Source organism: Pseudomonas sp. HP_14 (assembly GCF_055283875.1).
This window is the reverse complement of sequence record NZ_JBTOQI010000011.1, coordinates 68,708-84,819: the sequence shown is the minus strand read 5'-3', so window position 1 is coordinate 84,819 and position 16,112 is coordinate 68,708. Positions and strand designations below refer to the sequence as shown.

Below are 16,112 nucleotides of genomic sequence, written 5' to 3'. Positions count from 1 at the left end.
ATATCGCGAGCAAGCTCTGCTCCCACAGGAATCTCAGCAGCTCCTCACAACGCCTTTACCTGCCCAATCCCCACCGCCTGTGGCCCCTCGCCAATCCCGTTCTCCAACGGTGCACCAAACGCATCCAGGCTGATCTGGAAACGATCACCGGGCCGGGTCTTCACGCCGTCGGCAAACGACAGGGTCGCGGTGCCGAAGTAGTGAATGTGCACATCCCCCGGGCGCAGGAACTGCGCGTACTTGAAGTGGTGATACTCAAGGTTCGCCAGGCTGTGGCACATGTTGTCTTCGCCACTGAGAAACTCCTTCTCCCACAGCACCTCGCCATCGCGCGAAACCCGACTCATGCCGGACAGATGCCGCGGCAGTTCGCCTACCCGCAACTCCGGGCCATAAGCGCAATACCGCAGCTTGGAATGTGCGAGGTACAGATAATTGCGGCGCTCCATGACGTGGTCGGAAAACTCGTTACCCAAGGCATAGCCCAAACGATAAGGCTGGCCGTCGTCGCCGATCACATACAGGCCCGTCAGCTCAGGCTCCTCGCCCGCATCTTCAGCAAATGACGGCACCGGAAAATCGGCCCCCGGCCGCACAACGATGCTGCCATCGCCTTTGTAAAACCATTCAGGCTGAGCACCGACCTGACCCGCCGCTGGCTTGCCGCCCTCGATGCCCCACTTGAAAATTTTCATGGTGTCGGTCATGCCCGCTTCGACCTGACCATCATGCTGATGCATCTTGTCCCGTGCCGACGCGCTGCCCAAGTGAGTCAGGCCCGTGCCACTGATCAGGCAATGCGCCGGATCTTCGTGATCCAGTGGTGGCAGGATCTGGCGGTTGTGCAGCAATGAAGCGTAATCCGGGCCAGGCTCAGTGCCACGGCTGGCCACTTCATCGACCAGGCTTTTACCGGCGCGAATCGCCGTCAACGCCAACTCGCGGGTGCTTTGGGTTTCACGTACGACGTTGACCCGGTCACCGTCGACGACGCCGACCTGGCGTTGACCGGATTGGGTTTCAAATTGGATAAGGCGCATGGTTATCTCCACAGAATTAGATCTGTAGGAGTGAGCTTGCTCGCGAAGGGCCAGACCTGCCTCTAGAGATGCATCGGATGTACCGACATCATCGCGAGCAAGCTCACTCCTACAATCGAGCATTACTCGATAATGTTGAAATCGCTCAGGTACTCGTCGGAGATTTCCAGCCCCAGACCCGGCTTGTTGTCGTCCAGCTGGATATAACCGTTGACCGGCTGCGGTTCGCCCTTGAACACGTAGTAGAACAGCTCGTTACCCACCTCGACGTCGAATACCGGGAAGAACTCGGCCATCGGCGAGGCGGTAGTGGACATGGTCAGGTGGTAGTTGTGCATCTGCCCGGCATGAGGGATCACCGGCACCGACCACGCTTCAGCCATGGCGTTGATCTTGCGGGCCGCAGTGATACCACCCACGCGATTCGTGTCGTACTGAATCACGTCCACAGCGCGGCGCTCCAGCAGATCCTTGAAGCCGTACGAAGTGAATTCGTGCTCGCCGCCGGAGATCGGCATGATGCCCATCTTCTTCAGCTCGATATAACCTTCGATGTCATCGGCGATCACCGGTTCTTCGAGCCAGCGCGGCTCGAACTCGGCCAGTTTCGGCAGCATGCGACGGGCGTATTCCAGGGTCCAGCCCATGTAGCACTCGAGCATGATGTCCACGTCGGGGCCAGCCAGTTCACGCAGCGCGCGCACTTGCTCGATGTTGCGACGCATGCCAGCCGGGCCGTCTTTAGGGCCATAACCGAAGCGCATTTTCAGCGCAGTGAAACCTTGATTCAGGTAGCCCTGAGCTTCTTCGAGAAACAGGTCAAGGTTGTCATTGGCATAGAGCTTGGAGGCGTAGGTCCAGATCTTTTCCTTGGTGCGCCCGCCCAGCAGTTTGAAGACCGGCTTGTTCACGGCCTTGCCCATGATGTCCCAGATGGCGATGTCGATGGCCGAGATGGCCGCCATGCCGATGCCTTTACGGCCCCAGGCGTGGCTCTGGCGATACATTTTTTGCCAGATGTATTCGTTGTCAAACGGGTCTTCGCCAATGGCGATGGGGGCCAGGTAAGTGTCGATAATTTCTTTGGCCACACGCGGTGCCAGAGCGCAGTTACCGATACCGACGATACCGCTGTCAGTCTCGACTTCAACGACCAGCCAGCCATGAAAACGGAACGAGCCCATGGCGTCGCCACGCTCGAAAAGAATATCGCTGGCATTGGTGCAGAAGTGCGCTTGAGGGGGTACGACTTTGCCTTTCCATTCGAAGACGCGGGTACGGATCGCTTTGATTTTCATGGACTGCTTTTCCTTGTGTGCCGGTATGTCCTGCATGGCGCGGGACCGGCTTTTTGTAGTTGTTGATCGACAGGTCGATGGGGAAATTTAGCCAGTTGGGCGAGGTGTCGGCTAATCACTTATGCGTATCCGGTGATAGCCTGGGGTGATCGGTTTGGAGGGATGTTGGGCGCGAGAGTTATAGGTGCGTCCAAAATTCTACCGCGAAGAAAACAGAGATCCTGTAGGAGTGAGCTTGCTCGCGATTTGGTATACCTGTCGCTAAATCTGGTGACTGAAACAACGCTATCGCGAGCAAGCTCACTCCTACAGATCCTCGTTAAATAAAAAACCGCAGACCGTTGAGAAAACCGGTCTGCGGCAAAAAAGTTTCGGTTGATTCAGTAAGAATGTCGCCCCATCCGGCAAGCGATTTCGAACGCCTGGCGTATAGCGCCAACATTGGCCTTGCCCTGCCCCGCGATATCAAAGGCGGTACCATGCGCAGGTGTGGTGATCGGAATCGGCAAGCCGCCCTGCACCGTCACACCACGGGAGAAGCCCATCAGTTTGATCGCGATCTGCCCCTGGTCGTGATACATGGTCACCACCGCATCGAAGGCACTGGAATCGCCCTGCACCTTGAGGAAAATCGTATCGCCCGGGTACGGCCCGTCGGCGGCAATGCCCTGATCCTGCGCGGTCTTGACTGCTGGACCAATGATGTCCAGTTCTTCGCGGCCAAACGAACCGTTGTCGCCGTTATGTGGGTTGAGACCGCAGACGCCTATACGTGGACGCTCCAGGCCGTTGCGTTTGAGCGCCGTGTCAATCAGACGAATCGCCTCGACCACACGATTCTGATTGAGCATGCCCGGCACAGCGGACAGCGCCACGTGAGACGTCACGCGGGAGGTCCAGAGGTTATCCAGCACGTTGAACTCACAGAACGGCCCGTCGAAACCCAGCAGCTCGGCAAACCAATGCAGTTCGTCGCTGTGCGCCATACCTGCCATGTGCAGCGAGGTCTTGTTCAGCGGGCCGAACAAGACCGCATCGGTGGTTTTGGCGGCGGTCAGCTCAACGGCAATTTTCAGTGTATCGAGGCAATAACGGCCGCCGATAGCACTGGATTCGCTACGCGGAAAATCGCCTGCCGCATCACCGCGATAGTTGAAGAACAGCGGCGTGTCGTCGGTGAAGTTCAGGTCTTGCAGAGACTCAATCTGACGATAAGGAAATTCCTTACCGGCGATCTGCATGCCGCGCTGCATTTCCGCTTCGTCGGCGATCAGGATCACCTGCGCCTGGCTGCGTACTTGTGGCTCGGCCAGCAAACGGGCAATCAGCTCAGGACCAATGCCTGCTGGGTCACCCAGTACCATCGCAATTCGGGTCTTGCTCATGCTTGATTCCTCATCTGTTCGGGCCACGTCTGTGCAGTGGCTGAAGGCTCGCAACGGTAGATACGTCGCGCGTTGCTGTAAAAAAGCTGTTGCTGGTCGGCCTGCGGCAAATCGCGAACGATCTGCTTGAAGCCGCTATAGATGTCATCGAAAGAACCACACAGGCTGTCGACGGGAAAATTGCTGGCGAACATCGCCCGGTCCGGGCCAAACATGGCGATGATTTCCCGGACGATCCAGGCGTTATCCGTCGCACGCCAAGGCTTGCCCGGTAGCCCGAGACCGGAAATCTTCACCACGACATTGGGCTGCTCGGCCAAACGGCTCATGGCGGCATGCCAACCGGCCAATCCCGGCTCGCTGCGATCAGACGGCAGCCCGGCGTGATTGAGGATGATCGTGGTGTCCGGGAAGTCTCGCGCCAGCCGTTCCGCCTCAGGAAGATTCCACCAGGGCGTCTGCAAGTCAAAATGCAGGCCCAGCCCGTGCAGAACGGCAAAGCTGCGCCGCCATTGTTCGTCGCTCATCAGGCTCAACTGCGACCCCACCTGCTCAGGTGATGTAGGCCCTCCAGGCTTGTGCCTCACGCTGCGCACGCACTGAAACGAGGCCTGAGCACGCAACAGATCCACTGCATCCGAATGATCCAGCCAGGCCTGCGCGACAATCGCATTGGGCACCCCGTAACGCGCGGCGAGTTGCTCGACGAAGCGCGTCTCGCCAATCGGGTCACGCGGATCCCATTCGGTTTCGACGTAGACGGTCTGCACCACCCGATGCTCGCCCACATCGCCGAAATATTCTGGCGGCAAGTAACGGCGTTTGATCGCTGAATAATCACCGTAGCGAAACGGGATGCTGGCTTGCGGGGCCAGCCATGGATGATGATTGACCTGCGGATCCCAGAAATGATGATGGGCATCCACAATCGGCCCGCTCCACAACTCAGACATCTGCCACCTCGCGCTGACCGTCAAGGCTGATAAACAGGGTGGCGAGCACGAACAGTGCCGCGCAACCGGCAAAGAATGCCAGTACCGCACCAAAGCCACCGAAGAACTGCAGGATCACCCCGACCAGAATCGGCACGAAGATCCCGCCAATGCTCCCCGCCAGATTCATCACGCCGCCGATCAGACCCACCCGGGCCGGTGCAGCGAGCAAGGCCGGGAAGCTCCAGTACAGGCTGCCCCACATCAGGAAGAACGCCGTCATCGCCAACAGGCCGACGGCCGCAAACGGGTCAGTGAGGGTCGGCAACAGTACCAGCGCAGCCAGTGCAATCAGCCCGGAGAAGGTCAGTAGACCTTTGACCGCCAGACCTCGACGTACGCCTTTGCGAATCAGGCCGTCACACAGAAAACCACCGGTCAGCGAGCCGAGCGCGCCACAAATGAAGATCACGAAGGTTGCTGCGCCAATACCCTTGATGTCGAAGCCACGCGCCTGGGCCAGGTAGCTTGGTCCCCAGGTCAGCAAACCGAAATAGACCATTGCCCAACTGGAGCGTCCGACCAGCAAGCCGGTCAGCGAACGTGCCGCGATGCCCAGACCTTTGACCGGCGCACGGGCCGCCTCTGCAGCAGGGGTGGCGCGGCCCGCATTGATCTTGTCCAGCTCGGCCTGATTGACCTGCGGGTGTACCGATGGATCATCACGCAGATAACGCCAGGACACCCAGCCCAGCAACAAGGTCGCGACCCCGGCAATAACAAATGCCATACGCCACGAGTCCAGGGTGGCAATCAGGTAGGCGATTATCAAACCGCCCAGCGCGACACCCAGCGGGCTACCGCTGTCCATCATCACGGCGCCGCGGCTGCGCTCGCTGGGGGCCAGCCATAGGGAAATCAGCTTGCCGCCAGACGGGAACAACGGCGCTTCCGCCGCCCCGAGAAACATCCGCGCAAACAGCAGCGAAACTCCACCTGTGGCGAACCCTGCCAGCACCTGGAAAGTCCCCCATAAACCGGTGGACCAAGTGATGACGCGACGCGGACCGAAGCGGTCAATCATCCAGCCACCGGGGATCTGCAACAGCGCATAGGCCCAGAAGAAACTGCTGAGGATCAGGCCCTGCATGCTCGGCGACAGTTCGAATTCTTTGGCGATGGTCGGCATGGCGATTGATAGCGAGACCCGGTCGATCAGGTTGACCATGGTCAGCAGGAAAATGATGGCAAAGATCCGCCAGCGCACTGTAGTGGCTCGCGCCGTGGTGGCGACCGCCGGATTGCCGGTAGCTGCAGAGGCACCTGCGTCAGACAGATGCACGGGGGCACTGGAACGATCCATGGTGCTTACCTCGTTTTTATTGTTTTTGTAGGTGTTGCTGTGGCGCTCACTATCAGAGGCGAAGCGATAACCGTCTAATCAAAAAAATACATACGGTGATAACCCTTGGATATCGCTAGGACCACATGGCTTTTTGGCAAACATTGAAACTGTAGGAGTGAGCTTGCTCGCGATTGGATCTATCAGTCGACCTCAACATGAACTGACTGGACGCCATCGCGAGCAAGCTCACTCCTACAGTCCGACTTCTTCGGCAGCCCATAAAATTCTTTATTTCCAGATATCACTGACACGCCTCCAAACTCGCCAACCGATAACCCCAGGCTATCGGTGTATCCAATGTTTTGAGTAGACGCCGCCGCGATAGCTTCCCACACTCGACCCAAGATTCACCGGTTACCGTATCCGGCAGATCGCTCAAAAAACAATTACAAAAAATAGAGGTTTCATCATCATGCGAACCGCATCTCTTCGACGCGCGTCCCGTTTTCTGCTCGGCTGTTCACTCGTTTGCGCCGGCACTCTTCCCGCTCTGGCCAATGCCTGGCAACCCGATAAAAACGTTGAAATCATTGTTGCTGGCGGCCCAGGCGGCGGTACTGATCAGCTCGGTCGTCTGATCCAGTCGATCATCACCACCCACAAGCTGCTGGACGTCAACACCGTGGTGCTCAACAAAGGCGGCGGCAACGGAGCTGAAGCATTTCTGGACCTCAAAATGTCCGAAGGCGATGCAGACAAACTGGTGATTGGCACCAACAACATTTACCTGCTGCCGCTGGTCTCCAAGCTCGGTTATCAATGGCAAGAGCTGACCCCGGTCGCCGCCGTCGCTGAAGACGACTTCATCCTCTGGACCTACAAAGACGCACCGTGGAAAGACGCTAAAAGCTTCTACGAGACGGTCAAGGCCGACCCATCCAAACTGCGCATGGGCGGCAGCCAGTCCAAAGACGTGGACCAGACCCTGACCCTGCTGCTGAATAAAACCACCGGCAGCAAACTGGTTTACATCCCGTTCAAAAGCGGCAGCGAAGCTTCTACACAACTGGCTGGCAAACACATCGCCGCCAACGTCAACAACCCAAGCGAAAGCATCAGTCAGTGGCGCGGTGATCAGGTCCAGCCGCTGTGCGTGTTCAGTAAAGAGCGCATGGGCTACACCGACAAAGTCGCCGGTGATAAATCCTGGGCCGACGTACCGACCTGCCACGAACAAGGCCTGGGCGTTGAGCAGTATCGCTTCCCGCGCACCGTGTTCATGCCGGGCAAAGTCACGGCTGAACAACGCGCGTTCTATACCGAGCTGATGCGCAAAGTCTCCGAAGCTCCTGAGTTCAAGGCCTACGTCAAACAGAACGCACTGGTGCCGACCTTCCTCGAAGGCGAGCAACTGAGTGCCTACATCCAGCAGGACACGGCCCGCGTTACACCGGTGTTCAAGGACGCTGGCTGGCTGCGCGAGTGATCTGACTGATCAGGCCCCACTGCCGGGTGTTCGCCCGGTAGTTATCTCTGGAGGTGCTCCATGCCCCATTCTTCTGAAACATCTGCGCTGGTCGGCACTCGCTGGGTCGAGTTCGGCCTCGCGCTGTTCACGCTGCTGATCGGCGCAGTCGTGATGTACGGCAGCCTCGACCAAGGCATTGGCTGGGGAGACGCTGGCCCGGAGCCAGGCTACTTCCCCTTCTACATTGGCCTGCTATTGAGCTGCGCCAGCCTGGGCAACATCGTCCTCACGCTGGTTCGCTGGCAGGCGCTAAGCGTTTCGTTCGTCAGCCGGGGTCAGTTCCGTCAGGTGCTGTCGGTATTCATACCGATTGCCCTGTTCGTGGCCGCCATGCCGTTCGCTGGCATCTATATGGCGTCGGCGGTGTTTATCGCCTGGTTCATGTGGCGCGACCGGGTACGGGCCAAACCTTACGGCAAATGGGTGATCTGCTCGGTGTCTGGCGGCGCGGTACTGGCCAGCTACCTGATTTTCGCGTTGTGGTTCAAAGTGCCTCTGGACGCAGGTCCGGTCGGTGACTGGCTGGCAATGGCCGGGAGATCGATGCAATGACCGAGTTCGATTCCCTGCTGCATGGCATGAACCTGATCCTTACCCCTGGGCATATCGGCCTGATGGTGGTCGGTGTACTGCTGGGCATTCTTGTCGGCGTGCTGCCCGGCCTCGGCGCACCTAATGGCGTGGCCCTGCTGTTGCCGCTGACCTTCACCATGTCGCCAGTCTCGGCCATCATTCTTTTATCGTGCATGTACTGGGGAGCGTTGTTCGGCGGATCGATCACTTCGATTCTGTTCAATATTCCCGGCGAGCCGTCATCGGTGGCGACCACCTTTGACGGTTATCCAATGGCCCGCGACGGCCGTGCAGCCGAAGCCCTGACCGCCGCATTCAGTTCGGCACTGATCGGCGCACTGGCTGGCGTGCTGTTGCTGACCTTCCTGTCGACGCGGATCGCCGAATTTGCCATGTCGTTCAGCTCGCCGGAGTTTTTCGCGGTGTATCTCCTGGCGTTCTGTACGTTCATCGGCATGAGCAAAAACCCGCCGCTGAAAACCGTGGTTGCGATGATGATCGGCTTCGCCATGGCTGCAGTCGGCATGGACACGGTGTCCGGCAACCTGCGCCTGACCTTCGATCAACCGATCCTGATGACCGGCATCAGCTTCGAAGTGGCGGTGATCGGCCTGTTCGGTATCGGTGAAATTCTCTGCACCGTTGAGGAAGGGTTGGTATTCCGTGGCGAGCATGCGCGTATCACGCCGATGACGATTCTGCGTACATGGGCCAAATTGCCGCGTTACTGGCTGACGATTTTGCGCAGCACGCTGGTTGGCTGCTGGATGGGCATCACGCCGGGCGGCCCGACAGCTGCGTCCTTCATGGGCTACAGCCTGGCGCGGCGCTTCTCGAAAAACCGCGACAACTTTGGCAAGGGTGAAGTGGAAGGCGTGATCGCACCGGAAACGGCCGACCACGCAGCAGGGACCAGCGCTCTGCTGCCCATGCTGACGCTGGGCATACCTGGCTCGGCCACTGCCGCAGTGATGATGGGCGGCTTGATGATCTGGGGCCTGCATCCTGGCCCGACCTTGTTTGTTGAGCAGCATGATTTCGTCTGGGGCCTGATCGCCAGTATGTATCTGGGGAATGTCGTCAGCCTGATCGTGGTGCTGGCAACCGTGCCGCTGTTTGCCTCAATACTGCGCATACCGTTCTCGATCATTGCCCCGATCATCATCATGATCTGCGCGATCGGTGCGTACTCAGTGCATAACTCGCTGTTCGACGTCGGCCTGATGCTGGTCTTTGGCGCGTTGGGTTATCTGTTCAAAAAGCTTGGCTACCCGATTGCACCCTTGGTGCTGGCGGCGGTATTGGGCGACAAGGCTGAAGACGCTTTCCGCCAGTCGATGCTGTTCTCCGATGGCCAGCTGGGTATTTTCTGGTCAAACCCGCTGGTGGGCAGTTTGACCACCGCGGCCATGGTGATGCTGTTCTGGCCGTTGATTTCCAGCGGGATCCGCAATGCATTGGGTTGGCGCACGCGTCACGCCGCCAAAGCGAAATCAGCTCAGTGATTAGGAAGGGGCTAGTAAGCCCTGATATTTCTTGTCAGGCTCAGCCCCAGACTTTTCTGCGAGCGGCGACCATGACCCGAATTCCTGATGCCAACGTCATTCACAGCCGCTTGCGCCTGCGCCAGTTGCGTTTGATGCTGGCGCTTCAGGAGCTGGGTTCGTTGCGCCGGGCGGCGGACGATATCGGTATGACTCAGCCCGCTGCGACCAAAATGCTCCACGAAGCCGAGGACCTGCTCGGCGTCGAGCTATTTGAGCGCCTGCCACGAGGCATGCGCCCTACGCAGTTTGGCGAAACCGTGATCTATTACGCGCGCATGGTGTTTGCCGAACTGAGCGGCATGCGTGAAGAACTGGTAGCGCTGGAATCCGGCAACCTTGGCCGGGTGGCAGTCGGCGCAATCCCCGCCCTGGCCTCAGGGCTGCTGACCCGCACTATCGCTGACTTGAAGAAAAGCCATCCGCGTTTGTCCATGAGTATTCAGGTCGATACCAGCGATGTGCTGGTTCAGGCCTTGTTACAGGACCAACTGGACGTGGTACTCGGCCGGATACCTGGCGGCGCACGGGCTGAAGAACTCCTGTTCGACAGCCTGGGCGAAGAAGAACTCTGCGTGGTGGCTGGCGCCAATCACCCCATGGCCGATGCCACCCATCTGGGCTGGGCCGACATGCAGAACATGACCTGGGTTCTGCAACAGCACCCCAGTCCGATGCGCTCGATCATCAATCAGGTGTTCCACAACGCACGCGTCGACATCCCCAGCAGTATTGTTGAAACCACCTCGATCATGACCTTGCTGTCACTGGTCCAACAGACCGACATGCTGGGTGTAACGCCGGTGTCAGTGGTCGAGGACTATCCGGGGCGCGACCTGCTGGCCGTGTTGCCGATCAAATTCGAAGCGCGTCTACCGCCTTATGGGCTGATCACGCGCCGCCACCGCGTTCAGTCCTCAGCCATGCAAGCGTTCATGAACTCGGTCAAAAGTGAACAACGTGCTGTACGCAGTTGAACACGGCCTCGAACTAATTCCCCCCTGCCCCTCTCTACTCCTGCGCTAGATGTACGTCGTTCAACTCCCATTCAGCTAATGCGTCTGACAATCAGACTGGCGCGATGTGTGGGTAGCAGCGACACTCCTTACAGGATAAGAAGAGGATTCCCACATGCTATGGAAAAAGGGTCGGCGCAGCGATAACGTCGTGGACGCACGGGACGGCAGCAGCGGCGGCGGTGGGATGCGCATTGGCGGCAAGGGACTCGGCATCGGTGGCGTGATCATCATTGTGGCTATCGGTCTGTTGACCGGTCAGGACCCGATGCAGATTCTCGGCCAGCTCACCGGCCAGGCAACTCAGGCACCACCGTCCAGCCAGACACGTCAGGCCCCGCCAGCCAACGATGAACAGGCAGAATTCGTCCGTTCGATTCTCGGCGATACCGAAGACACATGGCGCGCAGCCTTCCAGTTGGGCGGCCGCCAATACAAAGATCCAACGCTGGTGCTGTTCAGCGGCCAGGTGCAGTCTGCGTGCGGCTTTGCAACATCAGCCAGCGGACCGTTTTATTGCCCGGCTGACCAGAAGGTGTATCTGGACATGGAGTTCTTCCGCGAAATGTCACAACGCTTCAAAGCTGCGGGGGATTTTGCTCAGGCCTATGTGATTGCTCACGAAGTAGGTCACCATGTGCAGACATTGCTGGGCGTTTCTGAAAAAGTCGATGCCGCCCGCCGCAGTGGCCAGCGCATGGAAGGCAGCAACGGTTTGCTGGTTCGCCAGGAGCTTCAGGCCGACTGTCTGGCAGGCGTTTGGGCCTATAACGCACAAAAGCGTTTGAACTGGCTTGAGCCGGGTGATATTGAAGAAGCCTTGAATGCAGCCAACGCCATTGGCGATGATCGCCTTCAACAACAGGGTCAAGGCCGCGTAGTGCCAGACTCATTTACTCACGGGACCTCCGCCCAACGGGTTCGCTGGTTCAAAACCGGCTTCTCCCAGGGTCAACTCAACCAGTGCGACACCTTCGCCGCCAAGAGCCTCTGATCACATGATAAAACCGCTACTGATCCTGTCGTTAAGTGCCCTTCTGAGTTTCAACGCTCACGCCGAGGATCAGGCGGTCAAATCCATCAGCCCGGAGCGCCTGACAATCAACGGCGCTCAGGCGACGCTTGGCATGAGCCTGAACTGGAAACAACCTCGCCCTCAGATCGAGCGTGCAGTGATTGTGCTGCATGGCCGGTTGCGTAATGCGCCTACCTACCTGCGCAGCATCGAACGCGCTGCCAATCAGTCAAAACAGCGCACCAAGACCCTGCTGATCGCGCCGCAATTCCTGGATGAGAAGGACATTACCGCGCACCACCTGGGCGACAACATATTGCGCTGGCACGGGAATCAGTGGATGGCGGGCGAAAACTCTGTAGGGCCCAAACCGGTCAGTTCGTTTCTGGTCATCGACCATATTCTGCGCCGCCTGAGTGACAGCAAGCTGTTCCCGAACCTCAAGGAAATCGTTATCGCCGGGCATTCCGGTGGCGCGCAAGTGGTCCAGCGTTACGTGATGCTGGGCGGCAAAGAGGACGTGTTGCTGACGAAAGAAGGCATCAAGTTGCGCTACGTGATTGCCAACCCCTCGTCCTATGCCTATTTCGATACAGAGCGGCCAATGCCGGTGACCAAAGCCAGTTGCCCGGGCTTCAACGAGTGGAAATACGGTCTGAACGGAATGCCGCCGTATGCGGGCAAAGTCAAAACCGCTGACATTGAAGACGATTACGTGAAACGTGACGTAACCTACCTGCTCGGTCAGCACGACACTGATCCGAAACACCCGGCCCTGGACAAGACCTGCGGCGCTGAAGCCCAAGGCACCCAGCGTCTGGAGCGCGGCGAGAACTACTTCAAGTACTTGCAGAAACGCCATCCAGACGGCCTGAATCAGCGCCTGATCGTGGTACCGAATGTAGGCCACAGCGGCGATGGAATCTTCACATCCCCGCAGGGCCAGGCGGTGTTGTTCAAGGATTTTTGATCTGAACACCAATCCCCGGTAGGAGCGAACTTGTTCGCGAAGCGGCAGACCTGAACCACCGCGCAACCCCTCTCGCCAACAAGTTGCCTCCTACCCGACCCCGCGCCAGCCGGTAGGAGCGAACTAGTTCGCGAAGCGTCAGACCTGAACCACCGAGTAACCCCTCTCGCCAACAAGTTGCCTCCTACCCGACACCGCGCCAGCCGGTAGGAGCGAACTTGTTCGCGAGGCGTCAATCCAGCAGTGTCCGTATCTCCCCGCAATCCTGCACATGCCAATCCGCCAATTCCGGCCAGGGGTTTTCCGGCAGGTTGACCAGAATGGTTTTGGTACCGGCAGCGCGGCCGCAATCCAGGTCAAAGCGGTAATCGCCGACCATCACCATCTGTGAGGCAGGCACTTGCCAGGCGTCGGCCAGGTGCAATAAGCCAGCCGGATCGGGCTTATGCGGTGCTTCATCGCGACCGAGAACATCCTCCACCGCAAAGCAATCCGCCAGACCGATGGCCTCAAGCGTCACGTGGGCCAGTTCCCGGGCGTTACGGGTCAGGATGCCCAGGCGATAACCACGTCCGGCCAACTCCCGAACAAGCTCCACCGCGCCGGGCGCAGCTTTGGACGCAAGAGCCAGTTCGCGCTCATGCTCCAGCAGCCAGGCATGCTTGGCTGCCGCGACATCTGCAGGCAACGCCGCCAGATGCCCGAGAATGTCATGATCCTGCGGGATATCCAGTGCACGCTTGATGGCCGGGAAGTCATGAGCGGCAACGGTCAGCGTACCGTCCATGTCGAACACCCAGTGGCTGATCCCGGAAAGGCTCATGCCCAATCCTTGCGGTGCCGGATCAGACCTTCCTGACTGACCGAAGCCACCAGTTGCCCGGCACGGTTGTACACGCTGCCACGGGAGAAACCACGGGAGTTGCCCGCCCATGGGCTATCCATCGCGTACAACAACCAGTCGTCAGCCCGCAGATCTCCGTGAAACCACAACGAGTGATCAAGGCTGGCGACCTGCATATCTTTCTGCCAGACCGTCTTGCCGTGAGGCAGCAATGAAGTCGTCAGCAGGTTGAAGTCCGATGCGTAAGCCATCAGGTACTTGTGCAGCGCCGGGACTTCCGGCAACGCTCCGTCGGTACGGAACCAGATGTATTTCACCGCTTCAGTGGGCTGCGGATTGTAAGGATCGACAGCGGTGACCGGGCGAAACTCGATCGGTTTTGGGCAGAGCATCTTGTCGCGCATGTTCTCCGGGATCAGATGCGCGCGCTGCTGCATCAACTCCAGCTCCGAAGGCAGGTTTTCCGGACCGACGATTTGCGGCATTGAGGTCTGGTGCTCAAAGCCCTGCTCGTCGTACTGAAACGAAGCACTGCAGGTGAATATCGGCTGGCCCTTCTGGATGGCAGTCACACGGCGCGTACTGAAACTCCCACCATCACGCACTCGATCAACCTGATACACAACCGGCAGGCCGGCGTCGCCCGGACGCAAGAAATACCCGTGCAACGAGTGCACATGCCGCGCATCTTCGACCGTCTGGCTGGCAGCCGACAAAGACTGGCCCAATACCTGACCGCCGAACAACTGGCGAAAGCCAAGGTCCTGACTGCGACCACGGAACAGGTTCTCTTCAATCGGTTCCAGGCTCAACAGCGCAACCAGATCATCCAACACTTGGCTCATTCATTACTCCTTACACAAAACCGTTCGCCGTCGCTTCAAGCGTGACACAGGCCGAAATGATACAGAAATTAACGTCATCAGCCCGCTCAAGCTTGCAGCGTATCCAGCCATTGTTGGCGAGTTATGCGATACAGCACGTGCGGCTGCAAAGGATGACCGGGCGGCAACTGCGGATGGTCGAAGTTGTCGGCAGCGTCGGTGCTCATGCCGATGGCCTGCATGACTTTTTGCGATGGCTCGTTACTCTGCGCGGTGAACGAAACGATCTGATCCACTCCAAGGCGCTCAAAGCCGCACCCCAGAGCCGTCCAGGCCGCTTCGCTGGCATAACCAAACCCCCAGTGCTCACGGGCCAGACGCCAGCCAATTTCAATCGCCGGGGTAAAATGCGCGTCAAAATTCACCACGCCCAGCCCGGTGAAACCAATGAACTGGCCGGTGTCCTTGCGCTCCAGCGCCCACAACCCGAAGCCCAGTTCGGCGAAGTGCCCGCGCACGCGACCGATCAGTGCGGCGCTTTCCAGACGACTCAAAGGCTCCGGGAAATAGCGCATGACGTGGGGATCCGCGCACATTTCGGCAAATGCGGCTAAATCGTCGTCTCGCCATTGGCGCATCAACAATCGCGCACTCTCGAGTTTGAGTATCGGCTCCATCGGTTCTCTCCATTAACCGCTCAGTCATTGTGTCGGCCAGTGTAGCCTTGCGTTGAGCCACAAAGCTGGGCCTTCAGGGGCAATGCTGGCACTATCCGGCTTCGACCCCTGACCGGACGCAAAATGTCCCTGCCGCTCATCTATCACGAGGATTACAGCCCGGACTTCCCGGCTGACCATCGTTTCCCCATGGACAAGTTCCGTTTGCTGCACGATCACCTGATCGACAGCGGGCTGACCGGCGACGACGCTTTGCTGCGTCCGCAAATCTGTCCGAACGACATTCTTGCACTGGCTCATGACCCTTCTTATATACGCCGTTATATGGAAGGCGACTTGTCCCGTGAAGATCAGCGACGCCTGGGCCTGCCCTGGAGCGAGGATCTGGCTCGACGTACGGTACGCGCTGTGGGCGGGTCACTGCTGACGGCTGAGCAGGCGTTACAGCACGGTCTGGCGTGTCATCTGGCGGGCGGCACTCATCATGCCCATTACGATTACCCCGCCGGGTTCTGCATTTTCAACGATCTTGCGGTGATCAGTCAGTACCTACTGCAAAGCGGTCGAGTGGACAAAGTACTGATCTTCGATTGCGATGTGCATCAGGGCGACGGTACCGCGCGGATTCTGGCCGATGCCGATGACGCGATTACCGTCTCGCTGCATTGCGAAAAGAACTTTCCGGCGCGTAAAGCGCAGAGCGACTGGGACATCCCGTTGCCGATGGGCATGGGCGATGACGAGTACCTGAAAGTGGTCGATGACCTCCTCAACTATCTGTTGCCGCTCTATCAGCCGGACCTGGTGCTCTACGATGCGGGGGTGGACGTGCATCAGGACGATGCGCTGGGTTACCTGAAGCTGACCGACGCCGGAGTGGCTGCCCGAGATGAAGCGGTGCTGCGTCACTGTATCGGGCGCAACATCCCGGTCATGGGCGTAATCGGCGGCGGCTACAGCAAAGACCGCCAGGCCCTGGCACGGCGGCACGGGATTTTGCATCACAGCGCGCAGCGAGTCTGGGTGTCGGAGGGGTTGTGAACTCTGTCTCATGACACCACGCAGGACCTGTAGGAGTGAGCTTGCTCGCGATAGCGTTTAATCAGGCGAAGTATTTTCGA

General features: G+C 58.7%; 15 protein-coding genes. 7 read left to right on the top strand and 8 right to left on the bottom strand.

Annotated features, from left to right (window positions below; translation table 11 throughout):
• Positions 1–44: 44 nt before the first annotated feature.
• From araD1 to ACYASS_RS09905, 5 genes are all read right to left on the bottom strand, one after another.
• Positions 45–1,040: an AraD1 family protein gene (araD1, locus tag ACYASS_RS09925; protein ID WP_463586007.1), complete on the bottom strand. Its 996-nt coding sequence runs from the start codon at positions 1,038–1,040 to the stop codon at positions 45–47.
• Positions 1,041–1,162: 122 nt separating this feature from the next.
• A complete protein-coding gene (locus ACYASS_RS09920) occupies positions 1,163–2,338 on the bottom strand; it encodes an L-rhamnonate dehydratase (protein ID WP_255881633.1) in 1,176 nt (391 codons plus the stop codon).
• Positions 2,339–2,718: 380 nt separating this feature from the next.
• Entirely contained in the window at positions 2,719–3,723 is a 1,005-nt protein-coding gene (locus ACYASS_RS09915) for a 4-hydroxythreonine-4-phosphate dehydrogenase PdxA (RefSeq protein ID WP_463586006.1), read from the bottom strand.
• Positions 3,720–4,676: an amidohydrolase family protein gene (locus ACYASS_RS09910; RefSeq protein WP_463586005.1), complete on the bottom strand. Its 957-nt coding sequence runs from the start codon at positions 4,674–4,676 to the stop codon at positions 3,720–3,722. The genes ACYASS_RS09915 and ACYASS_RS09910 overlap by 4 nt, the downstream gene beginning before the upstream one ends.
• The gene (locus ACYASS_RS09905; protein ID WP_243245098.1) at positions 4,669–6,018 is read right to left on the bottom strand and encodes an MFS transporter; all 1,350 of its coding nucleotides are present in this window, start codon (positions 6,016–6,018) and stop codon (positions 4,669–4,671) included. Before ACYASS_RS09905 ends, ACYASS_RS09910 begins: the two co-directional genes overlap by 8 nt.
• Positions 6,019–6,472: 454 nt before the next feature.
• Here ACYASS_RS09905 and ACYASS_RS09900 point away from each other — a divergent pair, with 454 nt between their 5' ends.
• The 6 genes from ACYASS_RS09900 to ACYASS_RS09875 all read left to right on the top strand — a co-directional run bounded on the left by ACYASS_RS09900 (position 6,473) and on the right by ACYASS_RS09875 (position 12,646).
• Positions 6,473–7,486, top strand: a complete 1,014-nt coding sequence (locus ACYASS_RS09900) for a Bug family tripartite tricarboxylate transporter substrate binding protein (RefSeq protein ID WP_463586004.1) — start codon at positions 6,473–6,475, stop codon at positions 7,484–7,486.
• Positions 7,487–7,546: 60 nt separating this feature from the next.
• On the top strand, positions 7,547–8,080 hold the full coding sequence (locus tag ACYASS_RS09895) for a tripartite tricarboxylate transporter TctB family protein (protein WP_463586003.1): 534 nt from the start codon (positions 7,547–7,549) through the stop codon (positions 8,078–8,080).
• Positions 8,077–9,606 carry a tripartite tricarboxylate transporter permease gene (locus ACYASS_RS09890; RefSeq protein ID WP_463586002.1) on the top strand — a complete coding sequence of 510 codons (1,530 nt, stop codon included), beginning with the start codon at positions 8,077–8,079 and terminating at the stop codon, positions 9,604–9,606. Before ACYASS_RS09895 ends, ACYASS_RS09890 begins: the two co-directional genes overlap by 4 nt.
• Before the next feature lie 71 nt (positions 9,607–9,677).
• On the top strand, positions 9,678–10,622 hold the full coding sequence (locus ACYASS_RS09885) for a LysR family transcriptional regulator (RefSeq protein WP_243245105.1): 945 nt from the start codon (positions 9,678–9,680) through the stop codon (positions 10,620–10,622).
• Between the two features lie 154 nt (positions 10,623–10,776).
• On the top strand, positions 10,777–11,655 hold the full coding sequence (gene ypfJ, locus ACYASS_RS09880) for a KPN_02809 family neutral zinc metallopeptidase (protein WP_243245107.1): 879 nt from the start codon (positions 10,777–10,779) through the stop codon (positions 11,653–11,655).
• A gap of 4 nt (positions 11,656–11,659) precedes the next feature.
• A complete protein-coding gene (locus ACYASS_RS09875) occupies positions 11,660–12,646 on the top strand; it encodes an alpha/beta hydrolase (RefSeq protein WP_463586001.1) in 987 nt (328 codons plus the stop codon).
• 232 nt (positions 12,647–12,878) lie between these two features.
• On the opposite strand, the gene ACYASS_RS09870 is transcribed toward ACYASS_RS09875, so the two are convergent.
• The 3 genes from ACYASS_RS09870 to ACYASS_RS09860 form a co-directional block, all read right to left on the bottom strand.
• Positions 12,879–13,469 (bottom strand): HAD family hydrolase, encoded by a 591-nt coding sequence (locus ACYASS_RS09870; protein WP_463586000.1) that lies wholly within the window; start codon positions 13,467–13,469, stop codon positions 12,879–12,881.
• Positions 13,466–14,335 (bottom strand): acyl-CoA thioesterase II, encoded by an 870-nt coding sequence (gene tesB, locus ACYASS_RS09865; protein ID WP_463585999.1) that lies wholly within the window; start codon positions 14,333–14,335, stop codon positions 13,466–13,468. The genes ACYASS_RS09870 and tesB overlap by 4 nt, the downstream gene beginning before the upstream one ends.
• An 86-nt stretch (positions 14,336–14,421) precedes the next feature.
• Complete coding sequence (locus tag ACYASS_RS09860; protein ID WP_463585998.1) at positions 14,422–14,991, bottom strand: GNAT family N-acetyltransferase; 570 nt, start codon at positions 14,989–14,991, stop codon at positions 14,422–14,424.
• 123 nt (positions 14,992–15,114) lie between these two features.
• On the opposite strand from ACYASS_RS09860, the gene ACYASS_RS09855 reads away from it, so the two are divergent.
• Positions 15,115–16,032: a histone deacetylase family protein gene (locus ACYASS_RS09855; protein WP_463585997.1), complete on the top strand. Its 918-nt coding sequence runs from the start codon at positions 15,115–15,117 to the stop codon at positions 16,030–16,032.
• The last annotated feature ends 80 nt before the right edge of the window (positions 16,033–16,112 follow it).

Coding starts and splice junctions, on each gene's coding strand:
- araD1 (WP_463586007.1), bottom strand. CDS start 1,040: ATGCGCCTTATCCAATTTGAAACCCAATCCGGTCAACGCCAGGTCGGC.
- ACYASS_RS09920 (WP_255881633.1), bottom strand. CDS start 2,338: ATGAAAATCAAAGCGATCCGTACCCGCGTCTTCGAATGGAAAGGCAAA.
- ACYASS_RS09915 (WP_463586006.1), bottom strand. CDS start 3,723: ATGAGCAAGACCCGAATTGCGATGGTACTGGGTGACCCAGCAGGCATT.
- ACYASS_RS09910 (WP_463586005.1), bottom strand. CDS start 4,676: ATGTCTGAGTTGTGGAGCGGGCCGATTGTGGATGCCCATCATCATTTC.
- ACYASS_RS09905 (WP_243245098.1), bottom strand. CDS start 6,018: ATGGATCGTTCCAGTGCCCCCGTGCATCTGTCTGACGCAGGTGCCTCT.
- ACYASS_RS09900 (WP_463586004.1), top strand. CDS start 6,473: ATGCGAACCGCATCTCTTCGACGCGCGTCCCGTTTTCTGCTCGGCTGT.
- ACYASS_RS09895 (WP_463586003.1), top strand. CDS start 7,547: ATGCCCCATTCTTCTGAAACATCTGCGCTGGTCGGCACTCGCTGGGTC.
- ACYASS_RS09890 (WP_463586002.1), top strand. CDS start 8,077: ATGACCGAGTTCGATTCCCTGCTGCATGGCATGAACCTGATCCTTACC.
- ACYASS_RS09885 (WP_243245105.1), top strand. CDS start 9,678: ATGACCCGAATTCCTGATGCCAACGTCATTCACAGCCGCTTGCGCCTG.
- ypfJ (WP_243245107.1), top strand. CDS start 10,777: ATGCTATGGAAAAAGGGTCGGCGCAGCGATAACGTCGTGGACGCACGG.
- ACYASS_RS09875 (WP_463586001.1), top strand. CDS start 11,660: ATGATAAAACCGCTACTGATCCTGTCGTTAAGTGCCCTTCTGAGTTTC.
- ACYASS_RS09870 (WP_463586000.1), bottom strand. CDS start 13,469: ATGAGCCTTTCCGGGATCAGCCACTGGGTGTTCGACATGGACGGTACG.
- tesB (WP_463585999.1), bottom strand. CDS start 14,335: ATGAGCCAAGTGTTGGATGATCTGGTTGCGCTGTTGAGCCTGGAACCG.
- ACYASS_RS09860 (WP_463585998.1), bottom strand. CDS start 14,991: ATGGAGCCGATACTCAAACTCGAGAGTGCGCGATTGTTGATGCGCCAA.
- ACYASS_RS09855 (WP_463585997.1), top strand. CDS start 15,115: ATGTCCCTGCCGCTCATCTATCACGAGGATTACAGCCCGGACTTCCCG.